This is a genomic window from Candidatus Poriferisodalis sp. (assembly GCF_965208485.1).
Classification (GTDB): Bacteria; Actinomycetota; Acidimicrobiia; order Acidimicrobiales; family Poriferisodalaceae; genus Poriferisodalis.
The window spans coordinates 4,256,316-4,279,238 of the sequence record NZ_OZ242344.1; the positions used below are offsets into that span (position 1 = coordinate 4,256,316).

Consider the following 22,923-nt stretch of genomic DNA (forward strand, 5'->3'; position numbering starts at 1 on the left):
CAGATGAGCACCATCGAGACGCTGGCGAGCGACACGCAGCAGCAAGCCACGCAAACCCCCGGCATGCGCGTGCAGAAGCGCGACGGCTCCATGCAGGCCGTCGACGTCAACAAGATCGTTCGCGCGGTCGAACGCTGCGCCACCGAACTGGCCGGCGTCGACCCCATGCGGGTCGCAACGCGGACCATCTCCGGCCTCCATGACGGCGCCACTACCACCGAGCTCGACGAGCTCTCGATCCGTACTGCCGCTGCGTTGATCTCCGAGGAGCCGAACTATTCGAAGCTGGCGGCACGGCTGCTCGCCACCTATATCGACAAGGAAGTTCAGAACCAGAACATCTACTCGTTCAGCCAGTCCATCGATCTCGGCGGCGAGTGCGGCCTCATTCACGCTGATGTGGTGTCCTTCGTCGGCGCGAACGCCCGCAAGCTCAACGACGCTGTCGTGGCGGAGCGCAACAGCGGCTTCGAGTTCTTCGGGCTGCGCACGGTGTACGACCGTTATTTGCTGCGTCACCCGGAGAACCGCACGGTCATCGAGACACCGCAGTATTTCCTGCTGCGGGTCGCCTGCGGCCTGTCTCGGAATGCCGAAGAGGCCATCTCGTTCTACGAGCTGATCTCCAGCCTGCGCTACCTGCCGTCGTCGCCCACCCTGTTCAACTCGGGCACCGCGCATCCGCAGATGTCGTCGTGCTACCTGCTCGACAGCCCGGAGGACTCGCTCGAGGGCATCTACGACCGCTACAGCGACATCGCCAAGCTGTCGAAGTTCGCCGGCGGCATCGGCGTGGGCTGGCACCGCGTGCGCTCACGTGGCTCGCTGATCGCCGGCACCAACGGCTTGTCGAACGGCATCGTGCCGTGGCTCAAGACGCTCGACTCCTCGGTGGCGGCGGTCAACCAAGGCGGCCGGCGCAAGGGAGCGGCCTGCGTGTACCTCGAGTCGTGGCATGCAGACATCGAGGAGTTCTTGGAGTTGAAGGACTCCACCGGCGATCACGCCCGGCGGGCCCACAACCTGAATCTGGCGAACTGGGTGCCCGACGAGTTCATGCGCCGGGTCGAGAACGACTGGCAGTGGTCGCTGTTCGACCCCAAGAAGGTCCCGCATCTGACCGACCTGCACGGCGACGAGTTCACCGATGCCTACCGGGAAGCCGAAGCGGAGCGTCTGTACGAGCGGCAGGTGTCGGCCCGCGATCTCTACAGCCGCATGATGCGCACCTTGGCTCAGACCGGCAACGGCTGGATGACGTTCAAGGACGCCTCGAACGCCAAGTCCAATCAGACAGGCGAGCCCGGCAACGTGATCCACCTGTCCAACCTGTGCACGGAGATCCTCGAGGTCACCAGCGAAGCCGAGACGGCGGTCTGCAATCTCGGCTCGGTCAACCTGGCCAAGTTCGTGCGCAACGGCGACGGCGGCGCCAGATCAGTCGACTGCGAAGCGCTGGGAGAGGTCGTGCGGGCAGCGGTGCCCTATCTGGACCGCGTCGTCGACATCAACTACTACCCGACACCTGAGGCCGCTAGATCGAACGAGCGCTGGCGTCCTGTCGGGCTCGGCGTGATGGGCTTGCAGGACGTGTTCTTCCAGCTCGGCTTGGCCTTCGACTCGCCCGAGGCCCGCGAGATCGCGGCACGCATCGCCGAGGAGATCTACTACTGGGCGGTCTGGTCCAGCTGTGAGCTGGCTCGCCAGAACGGGCCGCATGCGGCCTTCGGCGAAACCCGTGCCGCCCGCGGGGAACTGCAGTTCGACCTGTGGGGCGTCGAGCCGTCGGATCCGAAGCGCTGGGCTGAGCTGCGCGAGCGGATCACACAGCACGGCTTGCGCAACTCGCTGCTGGTGGCGGTGGCGCCGACCGCCACCATCGCCTCCATCGCCGGCTGCTACGAGTGCATCGAGCCTCAGGTGTCGAACCTGTTCAAGCGTGAGACGCTCTCGGGCGAGTTCATGCAGATCAACCGCTACTTGGTGCGTGAACTGCAGGCCCGCGGCCTGTGGGATGAGGCCATGGCCAACAAGATCAAGATGGCCGAAGGCTCCGTGCAGGGCATCGCGGAAATTCCCGATGACCTCCGCTCGGTGTACCGCACGGCTTGGGAGCTGCCGCAGCGTTCGCTCATCGACATGGCTGCGGCACGCGGCGCATTCATCGATCAGAGCCAGTCGCTGAACCTGTTCATGGAGAGCCCCAGCATCGGGAAGCTCTCCTCGATGTACATGCACGCGTGGAAGTCAGGACTGAAGACCACGTACTACCTGCGCTCACGGCCGGCCACCCGCATCAACCAGACCACCACCGACACCGCTTCGCGGACTGCCACGTCGGCTGCGGCTGAGCCGCAGTGTGAGGCAATCGTCTCCGTCATGTCAGACACGGCGATCGGCAAGGTCGCCGCTGTGTCAGACATGGCGGACGCCGATGCCGTTGCGTGCTCGCTCGAGAACCCCGAGGCCTGCGAGGCCTGCGACTGAGCCGTCGCCGACCACCAAGAGGCCCACGACCGACAGAGGAACCTCATGGCACTCATCCAGTCAGAACTCGATATCACCCCGCTCGTCAGCGACCCGAGTCCCGAGGGTCCGTCGCGAGCCGACCGGGATGCCGATCCGACGCCTCGGCGTGGCCACATCCTGGATCCAGGCTTCGAGCTGACGCTGCGACCGATGCGGTATCCGCAGTTCTTCGAGATGTACCGCGACGCCATCCGCAACACGTGGACCGTCGAGGAGATCGACTTCTCCGATGACATCGTCGATCTGAATCGCAAGCTCGCACCGGCTGAGCGGCATCTCATCAACCGTCTCGTGGCGTTCTTCGCCACCGGCGACTCGATTGTCGCCAACAACCTGGTGCTGAACCTCTACCAGCACATCAACAGCCCTGAGGCTCGGATGTACCTGAGCCGGCAGCTGTACGAGGAAGCGCTGCATGTGCAGTTCTACCTGACGCTGCTCGATCACTACATCCCGGACCTGAATGAACGGTCAGCGGCATTCGCGGCCATCGAGAACATCCCGTCGATCGCAGCGAAGGCCGATTTCTGCTTCCGCTGGATGGACAGCGTCTGGTCGATGGACCGGCTGTCGAGTGCTGATGATCGCCAAGCGTTCCTGCTGAACCTCATCTGCTTCGCTGCGTGCATAGAGGGGCTGTTCTTCTTCGCCGCGTTCGCCTACGTCTACTTCCTGCGGTCGAAGGGCTTGCTGAACGGGCTGGCGGCCGGCACCAATTGGGTGTTCCGCGACGAGTCGGCCCACATGAACTTCGCCTTCGAGGTCGTGCGCACGATCCGCTCCGAGGAGCCCGAGCTGTTCGACGTGGTGCTGGCCGAGCGGATCCGGAAGATGATCGACGAAGCGGTGGACGTCGAGACGAAGTTCGCCCAGGACGTGCTCTCGGGCGGCGTGGCGGGCATGTCGGTGAGCGACACCCGAGCGTACTTGGAGTTCGTCGCCGACCAGCGTCTGGCCCAGCTCGGGCTTCCGAAGAGCTACGGCTCGAAGAATCCTTTCAGCTTCATGGAGCTGCAGGACGTGCAGGAGCTGACCAACTTCTTCGAGCGCACTGTCGCCGCCTATCAGGTCGGCATCGAAGGCGAGGTCGCCTTCGACGAGGACTTCTGAGCCAAGCGTCTGCGGCGGCTCGGGTGTCGCCAGAACCTTGGCCCAGGAATCGCGAAGCACCTTACTGGTAGACGGGTTCCATCCCCGCATAGCCATCACGCGGCTGAAAGACCCTGACGTAATCCACATGAATTCTCGACACGAAACCCGACAGTTGAGGAGCCCATGTCTTGCCGTTGAATCTGAGGAAAGCTGGGGCATGGCTGATGCCCACCTGCTCCAGAATGAGATCGACGTTCTCCTCGTTGGTGAAGGTCTCAAAGAAATCGCTGCGGCCCACCGTTGCATCCGCACTCCACTGTCCCTCGCCAATTGGCCTGAACTCCAACTCTGTCTGGTCCGCAGGATATTTGACAAAGTCGTCGTGGAGACTGTCCACTTTGTGATAGGCGAGAAAGCCTCTGGGGGTCCATTCAAGGCCCATTGTTATTGTTACGTCACTATGGAGGGGATGGGGACATACTTCATCTGAATAAAACGATACGCCCAGCTTTTCCGAGGGGACAGGTCTGCAGAAATACGTCCGGCGAATGGTTCGTTGAGGTAAAATTGCATCGCTAATTTCATATGGATTGAGGTATTGATGAGCTAACGATAATCTCCATTGCGCTACATATTCCATCACATCCATTTCTAAGGCAGCGTTGGTATAGAGACCTTTCACGTCAGAGTTGTCGATATTCCAAATGTCATGGTGCGCGGCCAGTTCCGAAATAGTGGGTCCCACGGTGAAGGACAGGTTGGTCCATTGCACCAGAAACCTGATCTCCAACGTGACTTTGATTTCGACGTAGCCGTACTTGTAGGAGAACCAGCCCTCGGTGGAAATCCTTGGCTGGCAGCTCCATATGACGCCATAGGTGTAGTGGCCGCCGACGACATTGAAGCAGGTCCTGCCTTTTGAGTCGATTTTTGAGTCGCTTGCTGTGTTCACGCACGGTTCCCGATCGGCTTCCCAGATCTCCCGATCCAGGCTTGCCATGCCGTTCATGCAGGTATCGCTGTCTGCTGCGACCCCGTCGTCGAAGAGCTCTTCGAATATCAATTGATACTCAGAACCGGACTGGGTCAAGGGCGGCAGAGCCTCTTGGAGTGCTGCGGTCGTCTCCGGGGGATCATCCAGCAGCGTCTCCGCAAGAAACAGGCACGCAAAACGTTCGCGGTTGCGGTCGGGATAGTCATCGCAGTCGGGCGCGCGGTCCGATCGGTCGATCAAGACGTCGCGGTACACCTTGATGTCCGACCACGGATCCTGCGCTGATATCTGTACTCTCCGCGCCGGCCAGTTGCTCGTCAAGTGGGGCCGCGTTCTATTGCTGTGCGGACGGTACAGGTACAGCAGTCCCGACCACGGCCTGATGCCCACTTCCACGGGGTTGCAACTGCTCGGTTCCGGAGTGTCGCACCATTGCGGCGCTTCGTCGTGAGCGGTCTCGACAGCGTAGACCACGTTCTCGACTGACCGCGCATCGCCGGCGACGGAGGCTTGACCGAAATAGTGGTTCCCGATGCCTCTGCGCTCGTTGTGATGCGCTTCGATGTCGGTCAGCACTTCCGCTCGCAGCGTCATGGCCAGATCTGACGCCTCGAGCAGCAATTCCGGCTGGGAATCGGTGAATGCCGCCGCCGCAGCCGGCGCCGGACCCGCCGGAATCGATGTGCCGACCGGAGCGATCAACGCGGCCGCGCAGCCCAGCGACACAGCAGCGAACAGCATCGCCCTGCCCCGCCGCTGAGACCGCCCAGCGCCGCCCTGCCCGCAGAATGAAATCACTCTCGCCGTCCATTCGGCATCAGAACATGCCACTCAGCGTCCGCGGCGGCTCGGGCGTCGCCAGAACCTTGGCCCAGGAATCGCGAAGCACCTTACTGGTAGACGGGTTCCATCCCCGCATAGCCATCACGCGGCTGAAAGACCCTGACGTAATCCACATGAATTCTCGACACGAAACCCGTCGGGCGAGCGTATGTCCTGCCGTTGAACGTTACGAAAGCTGGGGCATGGCTGATGCCCACCTGCTCCAGAATGAGATCGACGTTCTCCTCGTTGGTGAAGGTCTCAAAGAAATCGTTGCGATCCGCCGTTGAGTCCGATGCCCAATCTCGCCCACGCCCGCCGATGTGATTGAACTCTATCTCTGTCTGATTTGGAGAGAATCTGACAAAGTCGTTGTGGAAATCGTCTACCTTGTGATAGGCGAGAAAGCCTCTGGGAGTCCATTCGACGCCTATCGTCATCGTTAGGTCACTGTTGAGGGTGTTGGGACATATTTCAGCAGAATAGATCGACACGCCCAGTTTTCCCGCTTGGACGGTGCGGCAGAAATACGTCCGACGGTTGGTTCGCTGGGGCCGCACTGTGTTGACGATGCCGTATGGATTGATGTATTGATGCGCAACGCCCAGTCTTGACTGCGTCACATATTCCACGACGTTCATCTCGACGGCAGCGTTGGCATAGAGGTCTTTTGTATCCGCGATGTCGATATCCCAGACATCATGGTGCGCGGCCAGTTCCGAAATGGTGGGTCCCACGCTGAAGGACAGGTTGGTCCATTGACTCAAGCGTCTGATCTCTAAGGTGACTTTGATCTCGATGTAGCCGTACCTGTAGGAGAACCTGCCCTGGGTGGAGAGTTGTGGTTGGCAGCCAAATTTTACGCCGTAGGTATAATGACCACTGACGACATTGAAGCAGGTCCTGTTGCTCGAGTCGATTGCTGTTTCCACGCACGGCTCATGATCGGGCTTCGGGGTGTCTTGGTCAAAACTTGAGATATTGATCTCCCAGATCTCCCGATCCAAGCTTGCCATGCCGTCCATGCAGGTCGGGCTGTCTGTCGCGACCCCACTATTGAAATGCTCTTCGAATATGAGCTGATACTCGGAACCGGACTGGGTCAAAGGCGGAAGAGCCTCCCGGAGTGCTGCGGTGGTCTCCGGGGGATCGCCCAGCAGCGTCTCCGCAAGAAACAGGCACGCGAAACGTTCGCGATCTCGGTCTGGAAAGTCATCGCAGTCGGGGGCACGCTCCGACCGGTCGATCAAGACGTCGCGGTACACCTTGATGCCCGACGACGAGTCCTCCGCCGATATCTGCACTCTGCGCGCCGGCCAATCGCTCGTCGAGTGAGGACGCGTCCTGCGGTAACTCGGACGGTACAGGTACAGCAGACCCGACCCCGGCCTGATGCCCACCTCCACAGGGTTGCAACTGCTCGGTTCGGGAGTGTCGCACCATTGCGGCGCTTCGTCGTGAGCGGTCTCGACAGCGTAGACCACGCTTCCGACCGACTGCGCATCGCCGGTGACAGTGGCCCGGCCGAAATAGTGATTCCCGACGGCTCTGTGATCATTGTGATGCGACTCGTTGTCGGTCAGCACTTCCGCCCGCAGCGTCATGGCCAAGTCTGACGCATCGAGCAGCAACTCCGGCGTGGAATCGGTGGAATCGACGAATGCCGCTGCCGCAGCCGGCGCCGGACCCGCCGGAATCGATGTGCCGACCGGAGCGATCAACGCGGCCGCGCAGCCCAGCGACACAGCAGCGAACAGCATCGCCCTGCCCCGCCGCTGAGACCGCCCAACGCCGCCCGACCCGCTGGATCCCTGTTCGCAGAATGAGATCATTCTCGCTGTCCGCTCCGGAACCGAATCGCGCCCGCCGTACTCAAGCAAGCCGCTTGCATGTCTCTGATCAGCAGCAGTGCCGCTGCTGATCAGCATAAGCCGGCGACGACAGGATCGCTGCGCGGTTCGCATCGGCGCCGCAGCCGGGTGCGGGCATGCTTTCAGCCCACGACGACTTGGCCCCGACCACTGGGCATCGCACCGCTCGGCGGGTTGCGGCGAGGGTGTTCATCTCAGCGCGTCCGATGTCAGCGCCTGAATGGCGCCGAGCCGCCATCACCGTGATGGCACATGCCTGCTGGTTCGAATGTTATGATGGTTCATGAACGATGACCACGGTCAGCGGACGCTGTGGAGGGAAGTTGCAGATTCAGCCTCACCTGATGGACTTCGGGCTGGACCTAGGTGCAATGCCCAACGAGGTTGCGGCTGATCTGCGGTGCGAGTTCGTCGGTGGTCGTTGACGCGGATGGCTGAGCGAGTCCCCTCAATAGAGGGGAGGAATTTCGTCGTGGCAGCCTTGCTGACTGCGGCTGCGCTGTCGGCAACGGCCTCCGGCAGTGCAGCCGGCGCGCGGGTCGACGCGTCTTCCGGCTCGGGCATATCGGTGCGGGGTGCAGACGAGGAACCCGATTCGCAGACCCCGGACGGCGCTCCGCTCAGGATCGTCAGCGACACGTACAACGTGCCATCCCAGTCGAGTCTGCAGCGCACCGACGAAATCTGGTACTTCGCCCGCTTCAACGCCGGTTCTGCGCATCGCTTCGGCGTCGTGGAGGTCGGCGGCAGCCTGGCTGACGAAACGGTGGTGTTCGCCGTGGAGGGCCAGCCGGAAGCGTCGCGGAACCTCTACCGCCAGCACCGATGCTGCGACTACCTGCGTGTCGGCGTCGAAAGCGACACCGGCAAGCTGTACCTGTACACCGACACCCCATTCGTCGGCGCCGGCAACGGCTACGTCCCGAACTCCAGGACCAGCCATATCAGCGACTTCGTAAGCCAGCGCGTCGAACTGTCCGCGACTCACGGCGAGTCGCCCCTGAAGGTGTACAAGGACGTGGTGGTGGCGCCGCCGCACCGGCCGGACTGCAGCGACTATCCCGATCGCGATCCCAGCCGCTATGGCTGCCTGTTCCTCGGGGAGCTGCTGCCCGCTGAGGCGCCGCAGACCACCGCAGCGCATCGCCACGACCTGCCGACGCTGGTGAAGCCCAAGGCCGACTACAGCTTGGTGTTCGCCGAGGAATTCGACGGCGTCCCGCAGGGCGACTGCCCCAACGGGATGGCGACGCTGCGCGTGGAGGTGTGGAACTACAACGACGATCCCTGCGGCCTCACCGATGCAGACGGCACGCCCTGCGAGAACGTCGCAGGAGGCCACTACTACATGGCTGCCGTATCTAGGTGCTGGACGAGTCTCAGCACCTATGGGAAATTCGAATTCAAGTACGGGTACGTCGAACTCAAGTACAAGGTCAACGGCGGATCGTCGGGTACGTACCGGAACTACAATGTCCAGCTGAACCATGCGGGGCTCCCGCTGCGCTTCACTGCTCGCGATTACGGGATCAGCGAGCACAGCGGCGACGGCTACAAGACCCCCCTCACCAAAATAGGGGCAGTCGTCAACATCTTCGAGCACGTTCCGAGGGACCGCCAAGAGGTCATGCAAGCATGGGTGCAGCCCTACAGTTTCTTCAAGGACGCAGATGCCGAGCCGAGACGGATGCGATACTGGCTCTCGTACTGCGCTTCCCGCACATACACGGCAGCGTACTGCAGAAGCACCGAAACGCCGGTGACGGTCACCAAAGGCATCGAATGGACCCCGCGCGGCTACCGCGTCTTCCTGAAGATCGACGGCGTTCACGACACATTGACCTTGGTGCCGGCGAGCGCATTCGTCTACCAGCACCGGCCTGCCACAGTCAGCGACGGCAAGGTCAGCTTCGCCCCTGAACCATTCTCCACGCTGACCGGAGACTTCCACGAGCATCTCAGCAGCAGCGCCGACAGCCTCCTCATGCAGATGGGCATAGGGCACACGCCCATGACCATCGACTTAGGCTCAAGACTCCCCGGCGGGTTGGCTGGCAACTTCGGCGACGAGATTCTCGACTCCAAGATGGAGATCGACTACATTCGGGTCTTCCAGCCCGACGGCCTGTACACAGACATGGAGCCCGTGTACCAGTGAGCACCGATGAGGCAGGTCGCTCCGGGCGGCGTGCGGGGACCCGGCTCGTGGGGGTCTTGGCGCTGGCATGTGTTGCGGGGCTGGTGTTGGCGGTTCTGTCTCGTGCGGCCGGCTCTGAGGACACGGTCACGGTCACGCAGGACGGTTTTTCGTTGACGTGTGATGCGGAGGTGGCTGAGGGTGAGACGCTGGCGTGCACTCTTGCGAACTCGTCGTCGGAGGCTCAGCCGTGGCCGGTGGTGGCGTTGTTGCATTTGTCGGCTGACGAGGACAGGGCGTTGGTGGTGGGCAGTCCGGTGGATGTGGGGTTTGGGTCGTTGAGTCCGGTTGTGGAGCTGGACAGCAGTGTCTGGTGGATCGGTGAGACGTTGGTGGGCTATTCGCGTTTTGACTGGGACGGCGACGCGGACGGCGTCCCGGCGGATCCTCCCCCGACTGTGACCACGCTGGTTCCTCCTGAGACTTCGCGGACGGTGAGTATCGCGGTCGTCGACGACGCGGCTGCTGAGGGCAGTGAGCAGTTCTATGTGGCGTTGGGGCCTGACGGCAGCGACGGTGTCGGGTTTTTGTACAACAACAAGCAGAGCGTGACTGTCACCGAGGACGACGCCAAGAGCTCGGATGTGGCGTTGTCGAGCCTGTCGGCGTCTGCGGGGGGGGGTCGGGCGCTGTCGGCGAGCGACGCCGCCCAGTCGGTCAATGTGGCCTATGAGGTGACCGAGGCGACTTTGACTGCGGAGGTGTCCCATCAGCGTGCGACGGTGAGCATGGCCGCGGCCCACGACGGCGCCGGCGTGGCGCTGGCCCGCGGGGGTGTGTTCAGCGCCGTGCTGTCCAGCGGCGAGGAGAGTCCGTCTGTGCCGTTGAGCGTCGGCACGACTGCGGTGACGCTCACCGTCACCGCGGAGGACGGCACGACGGGCACGCATCGGGTGGACTTCGTGCGGGCGGCGCTGGGGGATGCCTCCACGGTGACGGTGTCCACTGATGAGTTCACCTTGTCGTGCCCGGCTGAGGCCGATGAGGGCACGGTGATGGAGTGCACGCTGTCCAATGTCTCATCGGAGGGTCAGCCGTGGCCGGTGGTGGGGGTGCTGCACAGCGCGCTGGACGACTCGCGTGCGTTCGTGGCCGGCGACCCGGTGGTCACCAGCAGCGATGCTGCGTTCAGCAAGGACCTGTCTTTCGGCGAGCAGGACCCGATGAGGGAGGGCTTCAACTTCGGCTACGGGGAGCTGTTCTCGGGCGGGTCGAGCAGCCTGTACCGCACGTGGGGCTACGAGAAGTTCGACTGGAGCGGCACAGCAGCCGCCGGCGCTCACCGGATCGTGCGCGTCGAGCTCCACGACGATCTTGCCTCAGCAGACGACCCCGGCGCGACAGAGCACTTCTACGTCGCACTGGCCCCCAGCGACTACAGCGGACTCTCAGAGCTCGCCGACAACACAGCACCGATCCTGCTCCACTCCGAAACCGGCACCAATCTGCTGAAGTCAGTCTCGATCGACATCGGCACCCCCACAGCCGAGGTCGTCGTGCGAATCGCCAACGCGGACGAGCCGACCCTGTACTGGAGGATCAGGTCGTCAGGGGGATCGTGGACCACGCACGAACGAGCCGATGCAGGCGCCGAGGAGCAGATCACGCTGACTGGCTTGACGGACGCGACCGAGTACCAGCTGCAGGTGTCGTTGAGCAGCGCATTCGCTGACGACTCGACGGTCACCCGGACGTTCGCGACCGGCAGCGCCGACCGTTCGCTGAGCGAGCTGGCGCTGAGCGGCCTCGCCATCAGCCCGGCGTTCGACCTCTTCACCACGGCCTACACCGCCGACGCCTCGTGGGCAACGATGAGCACCACCGTGACCGCTGCCGCCAACGACCCGCTCGCGTCCGTGTCGATCACGCCAGCCGACGCCAGCACAGCGGCGGGATATCAAGTGAATCTGCCAGCCGGGGAGACCGTCATCACGGTGACGGTGACAGCGCAGAACTCAGCGACGCGCGCCTACACGGTGACCGTGACGCGAACGCCGCCGCCGACTGTCTCCATCACCGCCGACGTGACCACCGCGGACGAAGGCGACGTGCTGTCGTTCATCGTGAGCCGTGCAACAGCGGCAGACGACGCCCTGAGCGTGAACGTGCAGCTCACCGAGACCGGTGCGATGGTGAGTGCGGGGGACAAGGTTGTTCGTTCTGTGACGATTCCTGCGCGTGCGGAGAGGACGCGTTTGACGGTCCGCAGCATTGACGATGATGTCTATGAGGATCATTCCACGGTGACCGCGACGATTCAGGCTCATGCGGATTATCTCGTGGGTGCTGACAGTGAGGTCTCCTACGTTGTCTCTGACGACGATTTTCCTGCTGCTGTTGCATCGTTGGAGGTGGCTGCTGAGGTCGACGAGGACGTGGGGGAGGTCGCGGCGACGGTGACGGTCGCCACTGTGGGCAATAACGTCCCGCACGGCGGCTCTGGTCCGCTGCGGGTCAGCACGACGCCTGGCACGGCGACCGGCGCGGACTTCACTGCGCTCACCGCTGCGGGCGGCACGCTGGAGTTCGAGCCGGGCGATTTCGCGCTGGGCGACGGTGTCAACGGCTGCGCTGTGGGCACGTACTGTGCTGCCAAGGATGTGCCGATAGCGATCACTGACGACACGCAGGACGAGTTCGCCGAGACGTTCGAGGTCGCCTTGGCGCGCGTGGAGCCGTCCAATTCGGCCTTGCCCCGCACCCGCAGCGCCATCACGCTCGACGCGTCCACCACCCCGCGGACTGTCTCGATCCGCGCGAACGATCTGTCCACCGACAAGACCCTGCGCGTGGTCAGCATCAACGGCGCAGCCGCCAGCGTGTCCGGGGCCAGGGCCTACGCAGCCGTCGTCGACTTCGGCGCGGAGCAGGTCACGGTGACCGCCGCCCCCAACGACAGCAGATCCAGCGTGGCCTACTTCGGCGCCGGCAGCCAAGCGCTCGCCGACCTCTCGGCGCTGCCGGGCTTGCAGCTCGACATGGCGGTCGGCGAGAACGTCGTCATGGTGGAAGTCACCGCCCAGGACTCCTCCAAGACCGTCTACACGCTGACCGTGACACGGTCGGTGCCGGTGCTCGCCCTGTCGACGACGGTCAGCGGCGCGAACGAAGGCGACAGCCTGGAGTTCACCGTCACCCGCAACGGCGCCACATCGGAGGCCACCGTGGTCACCCTCCTCGTGACCGAGACCGGTGCGATGGTGAGTGCGGGGGACAAGGTTGTTCGTTCTGTGACGATTCCTGCGCGTGCGGAGAGGACGCGTTTGACGGTCCGCAGCATTGACGATGATGTCTATGAGGATCATTCCACGGTGACCGCGACGATTCAGGCTCATGCGGATTATCTCGTGGGTGCTGACAGTGAGGTCTCCTACGTTGTCTCTGACGACGATTTTCCTGCTGCTGTTGCATCGTTGGAGGTGGCTGCTGAGGTCGACGAGGACGTGGGGGAGGTCGCGGCGACGGTGACGGTCGCCACTGTGGGCAATAACGTCCCGCACGGCGGCTCTGGTCCGCTGCGGGTCAGCACGACGCCTGGCACGGCGACCGGCGCGGACTTCACTGCGCTCACCGCTGCGGGCGGCACGCTGGAGTTCGAGCCGGGCGATTTCGCGCTGGGCGACGGTGTCAACGGCTGCGCTGTGGGCACGTACTGTGCTGCCAAGGATGTGCCGATAGCGATCACTGACGACACGCAGGACGAGTTCGCCGAGACGTTCGAGGTCGCCTTGGCGCGCGTGGAGCCGTCCAATTCGGCCTTGCCCCGCACCCGCAGCGCCATCACGCTCGACGCGTCCACCACCCCGCGGACTGTCTCGATCCGCGCGAACGATCTGTCCACCGACAAGACCCTGCGCGTGGTCAGCATCAACGGCGCAGCCGCCAGCGTGTCCGGGGCCAGGGCCTACGCAGCCGTCGTCGACTTCGGCGCGGAGCAGGTCACGGTGACCGCCGCCCCCAACGACAGCAGATCCAGCGTGGCCTACTTCGGCGCCGGCAGCCAAGCGCTCGCCGACCTCTCGGCGCTGCCGGGCTTGCAGCTCGACATGGCGGTCGGCGAGAACGTCGTCATGGTGGAAGTCACCGCCCAGGACTCCTCCAAGACCGTCTACACGCTGACCGTGACACGGTCGGTGCCGGTGCTCGCCCTGTCGACGACGGTCAGCGGCGCGAACGAAGGCGACAGCCTGGAGTTCACCGTCACCCGCAACGGCGCCACATCGGAGGCCACCGTGGTCACCCTCCTCGTGACCGAGACCGGCGGGCCTATGGCGCTCACGGGAGTGAGCGCACAGCCGATGACCCTGACGATCCCCGGCGGGGCCACAACGGTCGCCCACGCGGTGACGACCGAGGATGACGACGTTTGGGACGCCGATTCTGTCATCACCGCGGAACTGCTTGCCGGCAGCGGCTACCTCATCTCGGGCGCGTCGTCGTTCAGCGTCGAGCTGAGCGACGACGATTTCCCCGCGGCGACCGCCGCGCTCACGCTGTCGAGCAGCACCGTCGACGAGAGCCGGCCGATCACCGTCACAGTGACCATCACCACCGAGCGGACCGAGCGGCCCAACAAGGACGCAGGCAGTCTGTCGCTGACCACCTCCGACGGCCCCGACCCCGACGGCAGCGGAAGCGCCGCCGCGGCAATCGCCGGACAGGACTATCGCGCCCTGACCCCAGCCACGGGAACCCTGAGATTCCGTGCAAGCGACTTCTTCGAGGGCGACGGCGGCAACGGCTGCCCGGCGGGGAGATTCTGCGCAGCCAAGCAAGTGCAGATCGCGACCCTCGACGACAGCGAGAGCGAGCAAGCCGAGCGGTTCACCGTCAGCTTGGCTGCTGTCACCGGCGGCGCCGATCCCGCTGACGCCAACATCGAGATCCCCCTCAGCAGCCGCCCAGTCGACATCGCACCCAACGACCTGCTCGACAAGGCCGGTCTGCGAGCCATATCGCTGACCGGCGGCAGTCTCTCCCCGGCCTTCCTCAGCACCACCTACGACTACACCGCCGACATCGGATTCGGCCATCCGCAGGTCACGGTCTCCCCGGTGGTGCTGAACGCAGGAGAGACGTTCGAGTTCTACGCCGACGACCAGACAACCCTGCTCACCGACGCCGCTCCGGCATCGGGCTTCCAGCTCGACCTGCCGGTCGGCACTCCAGTGACTGTCCTGATTGTGGTCACCTCCCGCACCCGCCAGACCACCGAGACCTACACCGTCGTGCTGACGCGTCGAATGCCCGAGGCCGCCATCGAGGTGACCCAACGGCAGGGAGTCGCAGAAGGCAGCGCACTGGACTTCACCGTGTCCTTGGACGGCCCAGTCGCGGACGCGGCCGGACTCGACGTGAGCCTGCGGGTCGACGAGACGGGCGGGAGCATGCTCGCGCCGCCCGGCGCCCGCACGGTGACGCTGAATATGCCCATGGGCCAGACCAGCGCCGTGCACACCGTCGACACCGCCGACGACGACGAATGGGAAGGCCATTCCACGATCCGCGTTCGGATCGAGCCGAACCCGAGCGCGTACACCGTGCAGGCTCACAGCGGTGCGGCCGAGCACCTGGTGATGGACGACGACTTCCCCGAAGCCACAGCAGCGCTCGACATCTCGCCCAATCCAGCCGCCGAGGGCGGACGCATCACCGCAGCGGTGTCTGTCACCACCGCACGTGACGAGCAGCCGCACGAAGACGCCGGGGCCATCGCGGTCGGCACCGCCGACGGCACCGCGCTGGCTGCACAGGACTACACCGCTGTCGCGCCGAGCGTCGGCACCTTGCGATTCCGCCGGACCGACTTCGTCCGTGTCGACATCGACCCCGCAGATGGCGTCGCCGAGTACCGATGGCGCGCGTGGGGGAGCATCGAGATCCCGATCATCGACGACAGCGACGAAGAGGCCGAAGAAACCTTCTCGGTGAGGCTGTCGAGGGTGGCCGAAGGCTCGTCTCCGACGGACAGCGCGGTTGCCCTGAGTCCTGCTGCATCTGCTGCGGATGCCGTGATCAGCGCCAATGACGAGCACCGGGTGACCACGATCGCAGCTCGGTCGCTGAGCATGACCTCGGCCACCGTCCATGTCGACATCGCAAACCCGAGCGCTTCGAGCATCACCGTCTACCTGCGGTACCGGCGCGACGGGCAGGCATGGGAGGCGCCCGCCATCGAGCTGACGACTCGGGGTTCCACCGTGTCTCGCGCTGTCACCGGGCTGGAGTCCGGGTCGCTGCATGAGGCGGAAGTGTCGCTCGCAAGCGATTTCCCGCCCGATCAGACCAGCGCCACGCGTTTCACGACACTCGGCGCTGCACCGACCGTTGCCGGCATCGACGCACACAGTGTCAGCCAGACCAGAGCGTCGGTGACGGTGCGGATCGACCGCGGGACATCGTCTCCGAACGCGGGCGGCAGCGCACGCCAGTCGGCCGACGAGGAGTTCACTATCCGGCTGCGCCACCGCTATGTCGGCGAGTCGTCCTGGAACGAACTGCCGCTGAGCACGTCGCCCTCGTTCGACCTCGAAGATCTGCGAGCAGGCACCACCCTCGAGATCGAAGCGACGCTGAGCACCGGATTCGACGAAGCAGGAGTGCAGTCGCTCCGCGTCGATCTGCCGTCTCCCGAGGTGACCGACGCTCACATCGACTTGGGGTCCATTTCCGATGACTCCGCCGCCGTCACCGTGACCGTGAACGCCCGCAACGGCGATCCCGTGTATCTGCGCTACACCCGATCGGGCAGCTATTGGAGGTATCAGAGCAAGGCTCTCGTCGCAGACGACGACGACAGCACGTTCGAGCTGACCGGCCTCCTCGCGCGCACCACGTATCGCATCGAAGCGTCGTACGACCCCACTTTCCGCGATCGCCGAGCGACTCGTTGCCTGCGTCTGGTCACCGACTCCGGCCCTGGTGTCAACGACGGTGAGCAGTCCGATGTTTCCTGCGGCGACAGTGTCCCGCGTGGCAGCAGCGGAGGTGCGGGCGGCAGCAGTGGTGCGGGCGGCGGCAGTGGTGCGGGCGGCGGCAGTGGTGCGGGCGGCGGCGGTGGTTCTGCTGAGTTCGATGTGGGTACGGCGGTGTTGGTGGTGGCTAATGGGTGGAGTCCGCCTGATGTGGGTGTTGCGTCGGTGCTGGCGGCGCGGTTGCGGAATGCGGTGGTGGTCTACACCGAGCGTGATGCGTTGTCTGAGCCCACTCGCGAGCTGTTGAGGGAGGTTTTGCCGGCGGAGGTGGTCATTGTGGGCGGCATTGCCGCGGTGTCACGCGAGACTCGCAGCCGGATTCGTGCTGCGACGCCGGAGACTGAGACGGGCCGGGTGGAGGGCGCGGACCGTGTCGACACGTCGGTTCAGGCGGCGCGGCGCATTCTGGGCGCCCCCTCGGGCGGCGCTTCGGCGGCCACGCTGATCGTCGCGAGCGGCTGGTCGCCGCCTGATATCGGCGCGGCGGCTGCGCTTGCTGCTCGTACGCCGCGTTCTGCGGTGGTGTACACGCAGCCCGGGGCGCTGCCTGAGGCGGTGAGGGTGCTGCTGCGCGAGTATCTGCCTGCGCGTGTGGTCATCGTGGGCGGATCGGCTGCTGTGTCGGGTGTGGTGGAGGCCGGCATTGCCGCTGTTGTGCCCGGGGCCGGGGTTTCGCGGGTGACGGGGGCGGACCGCATCGAGACAGCGGCGCAGACGGCGCGGAGCATCCTGGGCGATCCGGCGGGCTCGGCGGGCTCGGCGGTGCTGGTGCTGGCGAACGGCTGGTCGCCGCCTGACATCGGCACAGCGGCTGCCACTGCGGCTCGGACGCAGCGGTCGGCTGTTCTGTACACCGAGGCGGACGTGCTGGCCGGGTCGGTCCCGGCGCTGATCGCGAGCTACCGGCCGGCTTCTGTGGTCATCGTCGGCGGCCGTGCGGCGGTCTCCGACAGCGTCCGCGCCGCCGTCGTTGCCGCCGCGCCGGACGCACAAGTACGCCGAGTCACCGGCGCGACCCGAGTCCACACCGCAGCAGCCGCCGCCAGAAGAATCCTGAGCAATCCGTAGCGCCCGGCGCGGACCGGGGGGAGGTCGCTGACGCGGGGGACGCGCGAGCAATCCGTAGCGCCCGGCGCAGCATCTTGCCTGATGCAGCCGATCGGTTGGTCATCAGGCAAGAAAGGAGGTCAGCGTCACGCGGTTCGTGCATCGCATAGGCCGCCGGCCGGGGCAGGCGCGTGTACGCTTGAGCAGTAGCTGTTGCAGAGTCAAGAGCCTGCTGGGCAAGTCAGGAGCAGTGCCCGATGTTCAGTCACAGTCCGGATTCCTTGCACGACAAGCGACACAGCAATTCCAAGCGCTGGTCCGCGGTGGCAGGAGCGATGTTCCTGACCTTGAGCATGGTCTGGGGTTCACCTGCCGTCTCCGCGCAGGAGGGCGTCTCCGTAGAGGATGTAGGCGAGGAAGACGCGCAGCAGGAAGGCGCGGACGACAGCGAAGAGACGGCAGGCGCGGACCAAGAGGGCGGAGAAAGCGCGCAAGAGGAAAGCGAGGAAGGCGCGGTCTCCGAGGATGATGCGGACGACAGCGAAGAGACGACCGAAGAGACAGAGACAACCGAGACGGACGAAGAGACAACCGAGACAGAGACGACAGAAGAGACAACAGAGACGGAGACGAGTGTCACCACTGTGCAGTCCGACTGCACCGAGGATCTCGGGACGCTCACCGAGGGCTTGATCACTCGCGAAGGCACCACTTCGACGGAGTGCACTCGTTACCTGCCGCAGGGCTACTCCTTCGTCATCGACATCGGCGACGACTCAGGGGAAGGCTCTGCGAAGGCATTCACCTTCACCTTGGACACGCCGATGAATCTGACCATCACGCACAAGCCCGGCAAAGACTTCGACTCCGCCGATGAGCCGTTCATGCAGCTGATCGAGGGTCACCACGGGCATGAGACCCCCATCGGCACTCGCCTGTACCGAGCCATGAATGTGCACACGCCCACGGTGATTCCACTGCAGGTCGGCATCGCCTTGCGGCCGGGTGCCTACACGATCCAGCTCGCCAATTGGCAATGGCAGCACGGCGGCGCCTTCACGTATCGCTTGACGATCGATGCGGCCGTGCCGTCGCCGTCCGCCGATTACAGCTCGCCGCTGGTCTTGGCGCCGGGTGTCTTCAAGAGCACCTATCCCGAGAACTACACCGACCCGATAGGGGACTACGACATCTACACACCTGGTCCGGACGATGTGGATGTCCATTGGTGGTTGTCAGGGGACGACGCTGCGAGCTTCACCATCTCCAGTGAAGGCGAGGTGAATTTCGCGACTCAGCCCGACTACGAGACACCCACGGACTACTACGCCGACAACATCTACAATTTCACGGTGTACGTGTCTCGCGGCACCTCGACGGGCGATCTGGATGTCGAGATCACCGTGACCGACTACGACGAGGACTGGACTTCCGATGAACCCGGTGGGCTATAGGTTGAACGCCGTATAGATCGGCAGCTTCCTAAACGTCGGTCGGACCCTCGAAGGCTGTCATCAGCCGGTCGGCGGCGGCGGCTGGGGTCAGCCGGTCGGATCGCACTTGGGCTTCAAGGTCGGTCAATAAGCCCGCAACACTGGCGGCGAGCCGGGCGCGCATGCGTTCGGTGAGCATTGCATGCATCCAGCGCACGCGCTGGTCTGCCCGACGCTCGGCCAGTTCGCCCGAGTCCGTCATGAGTCGCCGGTGGGTCCTCATATGGTTCCAGAGCGCTTCGAGGCCTTTGCCGGTTAGGGCCGAGCAGGTGATCACCGGGGGTGTCCAGGTAGGCGAGGCCGGATGGGTCATGCCCAGGGCCAGCTGGTAGTCGTTGGCGGCCGCGTCGGCGCGCTTGGCGTCGTCGCCGTCGGCCTTGTTCACGGCGATCAGGTCGGCGATTTCCAAGATGCCCTTCTTGATGCCCTGCAGGTCGTCACCGGCGCCGGGCAGCATGAGCACGACGAAGAAATCCACCATGTCGGCAACGGCGGTCTCTGACTGGCCGACGCCGACGGTCTCGACGAGCACGACGTCGAATCCGGCGGCCTCGAGTACCAAGATGGTTTCGCGGGTCACTCGCGTGACGCCGCCGAGCGCTCCGACGGTCGGCGAGGGCCGCACGAACGCCGCCGGATCGTTGGCCAGTGCCGCCATGCGGGTCTTGTCGCCGAGGATCGAGCCGCCGTGACGGGCCGAAGTGGGATCGACGGCGAGCACGGCAACCCGGTGGCCACGAGCGGTCAGCCGCGTGCCGAGCGCTTCGATCAGCGTGCTCTTGCCCACACCCGGGACGCCGGTGATGCCCACCCGGTGCGCGCCGCCGCTGTCGTCGAGCAGCGCGGCGAGCAGCTCCTGTGCGGGCGCGGCGTCGCCGGGAAGCTGGGACTCCAACAGCGTGATGGCCCGGCCGACGGCGGCTCGGTCGCACGCACGGACTCCTGCGGCGAGTTCCGAGACATCTGCGCCATCAGAAACGGCCACGATGTGCAAGGTATCGGGATGCAGGCGCGCGAACTGCTCGTGCGGATTCGAACTTCGGGCACAATATGGATGTGGGCTTGCTCAGGCGAATGCGCACCGGTGATCGCTCCCATCCAGCGGAGCAGTTCTTGGATCAGGGAGACCGCTTGCATGCGCTCGTGCCCGCACAGGGAGGAATGCACCCGTTCACCCTGCTCGTGATCGGCGTCAGCGCTCTGGCCGGCATTGTGCTCACGATCAGCCTTCCGTGGCTGCAGATCACCTTGATCTCCACCACGGTGTTCGCGACCGTCGCGGTGCTCAGCATGTCCCGTTACCGACTCTTGGGGTTGACCGGCTCTGAGATCGTGGTGATGCGCACCAAGGCGCTGCGGCCGGCCAAGCCCGTCGAGCGGCTCGAGCGCGTCGAGCGCTTCGAGCCATTCGCCGTCCGGGGCTCGGTGTGGGGTCAGATCCAGGTGGGCAGCGAGAAACTGTGGGTGCATCGCCGCTACCACCGCCATCTCGATGATGCCGACGAGCGGCTGGCCACCGCTCCTCGAAGCATGCGGGCAGCGTCGAGCGCTGCCTACCGAGGCGCACGCGCCAAGAAGAAGATCCGCAACGTCGGCGGACGTCACCGCTGAGCGCCCCGAGCAGGCTCCCTCCCCGACTGGCCGAGGTACACCTGCTGTATGGTCATGAGCTTGCCCGACCAAGTGGTGTGGAACCGCATGAGCGAGTCCACGCCGCCGGCAGCCGTCGGCTGAGCATTGCGCGACGCAGGAGCGCCTGACTGCTGCCTGACTGCGTGAAATCATGACAGAAGGAGGTTTGCCGCATGCGCCTGTTCTCACACCGCAAGCGAGCCGCTGCGGCGGGTCCATTGCCGACCGAACTGCTGCCCCGGCGCGCACTCGGGACACTCGACGCTGCGAGGGGACTGCCCGAGGGGCCGCTCGCACTGGCGACGCCGGGCGAGTGGGGTGTGGCCCATGTCTTCGGCGACATCGTCGACGTCTTCACAGCTTGCCGGACAGCGGACGTCCTGGCAGCGCCGGCGCCGATGCCCAGCGCTCAGGCGGCGGTGGACAACATGCGCGGGTACTGCTTCTTTCTTGACGCCGACCTTGCCGGCATCTGCGAGCCGTCATCGGCGTGCTGGCGTGGCGAACCGATCGAGGGACACCGCAGTGCCATCGCCATCGTCGTGGGGATCGGGCGACCGATCCGGCCCGGCGAGCCGGGATATGAGTGGATCAGCGGGTCCGAGCAGGACAACGCCGACCTGCGTGCCACCGAGATCGCCACTGTGCTCACGCGGTATCTCGGCACGCTCGGATACAGCGCGACCGCACACACCGCCGCAGCTTCCGACCTCGACCGTTACCGGGTTGCTGTCGAAGCCGGCGTGCTCGAAGCCGGGCGCCGCGGACTCGGCCACCCTTTCCTGAAGCGGGGGTTTGCCGTCTCGGTGGTGACGACGAGTCTTGAGCTGACGCCTGACGGACCGCTCGCCCCGCGCAATGCGCTGCAGAGCCTGCGCATCGCCACAAAGCACTGGCTGGGCTGGGGCGGCACCCGGCCGGGGTGGAGCCGCCTGGACGGTCGCCATCGCCCATGGCACCTGGGCCGCTACCCGATGGAGAAAGTGAAGCGTGTCGACGAGCCGACCACGCTCGTCATCGCCGAAGAGGTCAAGCGGCCCGCCGCCCGCCACAACTTCTTCGTCCGCGCCGGCGCCGGCGACCTCGGGCCCAGGCCGCGCAAGGAGGTGGCCCGGTTCATCCGCAAGGCGCCGCACGGCATCGCCTCGCAGGAGATGCTGCGGCGCTTGGTGCCGCTGCAGCGCGGGGACGCTGCGCCCGAGGTGGCTGCCGGGGTCGACGATGCCGACGCGAACGCCGATGCGGTCAAAGCGCTGGGCCATTTCATCGGCGCCGACATGACCGGCGTGTGCGAAGCGCCCACCTACGCCTGGTATTCGCACCGCCCCGACGGTTCGCCGATCGAGAATCTGCACCGCAACGCCATTGTGTTCGTGCTCGACCAGGGCTTCGAGACCATGGAGGGCGCATCGGGCGACGACTGGATCAGCGGCGCCCAGTCGATGCGGGCCTACCTGCGGGCGTCGGTCATCGCCAACGCGATCGCTGCGCAGATACGTCGGCTCGGCTACGCCGCGCAGGCCCACACCGCCGCCGACGACGAGATCAACCACATCCCGCTGCTGCTGTCTGCGGGCATCGGTGAGCTGTCGCGCATCGGCGAGCTGGTGCTGAACCCGTTCGTGGGGCCGCGCTTCAAGTCCGGCGCGGTCACGACCGACATGCCGCTGACGCCGGATCGGCCGATCGATTTCGGATTGCAGGACTTCTGCACCAAGTGCACCAAGTGCGCCCGGGAGTGCCCGGTGGGCGCGATCCGGTTCGGCGACAAGGTGATGTTCAACGGCTATGAGATGTGGAAGCCCGACGTGGATCGCTGTGCTCGCTACCGCATCACCAACATGCGCGGCTCGGCCTGCGGGCGGTGCATGAAGACGTGTCCCTACAACATCGAGGGCGTGCTGGCCGAGCGGCCGTTCCAGTGGGCGGCGATGAAACTGCCGTTCGCCCGTTCGTGGATCGCACGGCTCGACGACAGGCTCGGCCGGGGCGAGATCAACCAGGCCAAGAAGTGGTGGGTCGACATCGAGGTGCTCGACGACGTGCCGGTCGAGCCGCCCAAGGGCGCCAACACGCGCGGACTCAGTCTCGGGCGCAAGCCGCGGGATGAGTCGGGGTTCGCGATGTTCCCGCCCGAGATGGCGCCGCCCGGCCCGGACGGCATGGCGCCCTTCCCGCTGGATCGCGAGGCCGGCATCGCAGCCTCCCACCAAGCCGAACGGCCCGCTGCAGCCCGCGAACGCATCACGCAGCGATGAAGGCGCTGACAGGC

Annotated in this window: 10 protein-coding genes; 7 read left to right on the plus strand and 3 right to left on the minus strand. The window is 65.0% G+C overall.

The genetic code is table 11. From position 1 onward, the window contains the following. The first annotated feature begins 3 nt into the window (after positions 1-3). Positions 4-2,487, plus strand: a complete 2,484-nt coding sequence (locus ACOGXQ_RS19500; protein ID WP_419945262.1) for a ribonucleoside-diphosphate reductase subunit alpha — start codon at positions 4-6, stop codon at positions 2,485-2,487. Between the two features lie 45 nt (positions 2,488-2,532). Beyond that, positions 2,533-3,639 carry a ribonucleotide-diphosphate reductase subunit beta gene (locus ACOGXQ_RS19505; RefSeq protein WP_419945263.1) on the plus strand — a complete coding sequence of 369 codons (1,107 nt, stop codon included), beginning with the start codon at positions 2,533-2,535 and terminating at the stop codon, positions 3,637-3,639. Between the two features lie 61 nt (positions 3,640-3,700). Here ACOGXQ_RS19505 and ACOGXQ_RS19510 read toward each other — a convergent pair whose 3' ends face one another. Both ACOGXQ_RS19510 and ACOGXQ_RS19515 read right to left on the minus strand, forming a co-directional pair. Then, entirely contained in the window at positions 3,701-5,356 is a 1,656-nt protein-coding gene (locus tag ACOGXQ_RS19510) for a hypothetical protein (protein WP_419945264.1), read from the minus strand. A 149-nt stretch (positions 5,357-5,505) separates the two neighbouring features. Next, positions 5,506-7,197, minus strand: a complete 1,692-nt coding sequence (locus tag ACOGXQ_RS19515) for a hypothetical protein (RefSeq protein WP_419945265.1) — start codon at positions 7,195-7,197, stop codon at positions 5,506-5,508. A 583-nt stretch (positions 7,198-7,780) separates the two neighbouring features. Between ACOGXQ_RS19515 and ACOGXQ_RS19520 the strand changes: the two genes are divergently transcribed. The 3 genes from ACOGXQ_RS19520 (at position 7,781) to ACOGXQ_RS19530 (ending at position 18,980) form a co-directional block, all read left to right on the plus strand. Continuing rightward, complete coding sequence (locus ACOGXQ_RS19520) at positions 7,781-9,466, plus strand: hypothetical protein (protein WP_419945266.1); 1,686 nt, start codon at positions 7,781-7,783, stop codon at positions 9,464-9,466. Further along, positions 9,463-17,547: a cadherin-like beta sandwich domain-containing protein gene (locus ACOGXQ_RS19525; protein WP_419945267.1), complete on the plus strand. Its 8,085-nt coding sequence runs from the start codon at positions 9,463-9,465 to the stop codon at positions 17,545-17,547. Before ACOGXQ_RS19520 ends, ACOGXQ_RS19525 begins: the two co-directional genes overlap by 4 nt. A 236-nt stretch (positions 17,548-17,783) precedes the next feature. Continuing rightward, on the plus strand, positions 17,784-18,980 hold the full coding sequence (locus tag ACOGXQ_RS19530) for a hypothetical protein (RefSeq protein ID WP_419945268.1): 1,197 nt from the start codon (positions 17,784-17,786) through the stop codon (positions 18,978-18,980). 28 nt (positions 18,981-19,008) lie between these two features. On the opposite strand, the gene meaB is transcribed toward ACOGXQ_RS19530, so the two are convergent. Next, entirely contained in the window at positions 19,009-20,004 is a 996-nt protein-coding gene (gene meaB / locus ACOGXQ_RS19535; protein WP_419945269.1) for a methylmalonyl Co-A mutase-associated GTPase MeaB, read from the minus strand. Between the two features lie 89 nt (positions 20,005-20,093). On the opposite strand from meaB, the gene ACOGXQ_RS19540 reads away from it, so the two are divergent. Together ACOGXQ_RS19540 and ACOGXQ_RS19545 are read left to right on the plus strand one after the other, a co-directional pair. After that, positions 20,094-20,630, plus strand: coding sequence for a hypothetical protein (locus ACOGXQ_RS19540; protein WP_419945270.1), 537 nt, complete (start codon positions 20,094-20,096; stop codon positions 20,628-20,630). 194 nt (positions 20,631-20,824) lie between these two features. Then, entirely contained in the window at positions 20,825-22,909 is a 2,085-nt protein-coding gene (locus ACOGXQ_RS19545; protein ID WP_419945271.1) for a 4Fe-4S dicluster domain-containing protein, read from the plus strand. Positions 22,910-22,923 lie beyond the last annotated feature (14 nt).

What these genes read in the sequence shown, in the direction of transcription:
- ACOGXQ_RS19500 (WP_419945262.1), top strand. Translation starts at nt 4, where the DNA reads ATGAGCACCATCGAGACGCTGGCGAGCGACACGCAGCAGCAAGCCACG.
- ACOGXQ_RS19505 (WP_419945263.1), top strand. Translation starts at nt 2,533, where the DNA reads ATGGCACTCATCCAGTCAGAACTCGATATCACCCCGCTCGTCAGCGAC.
- ACOGXQ_RS19510 (WP_419945264.1), bottom strand. Translation starts at nt 5,356, where the DNA reads ATGCTGTTCGCTGCTGTGTCGCTGGGCTGCGCGGCCGCGTTGATCGCT.
- ACOGXQ_RS19515 (WP_419945265.1), bottom strand. Translation starts at nt 7,197, where the DNA reads ATGCTGTTCGCTGCTGTGTCGCTGGGCTGCGCGGCCGCGTTGATCGCT.
- ACOGXQ_RS19530 (WP_419945268.1), top strand. Translation starts at nt 17,784, where the DNA reads ATGTTCAGTCACAGTCCGGATTCCTTGCACGACAAGCGACACAGCAAT.
- ACOGXQ_RS19540 (WP_419945270.1), top strand. Translation starts at nt 20,094, where the DNA reads ATGCGCACCGGTGATCGCTCCCATCCAGCGGAGCAGTTCTTGGATCAG.
- ACOGXQ_RS19545 (WP_419945271.1), top strand. Translation starts at nt 20,825, where the DNA reads ATGCGCCTGTTCTCACACCGCAAGCGAGCCGCTGCGGCGGGTCCATTG.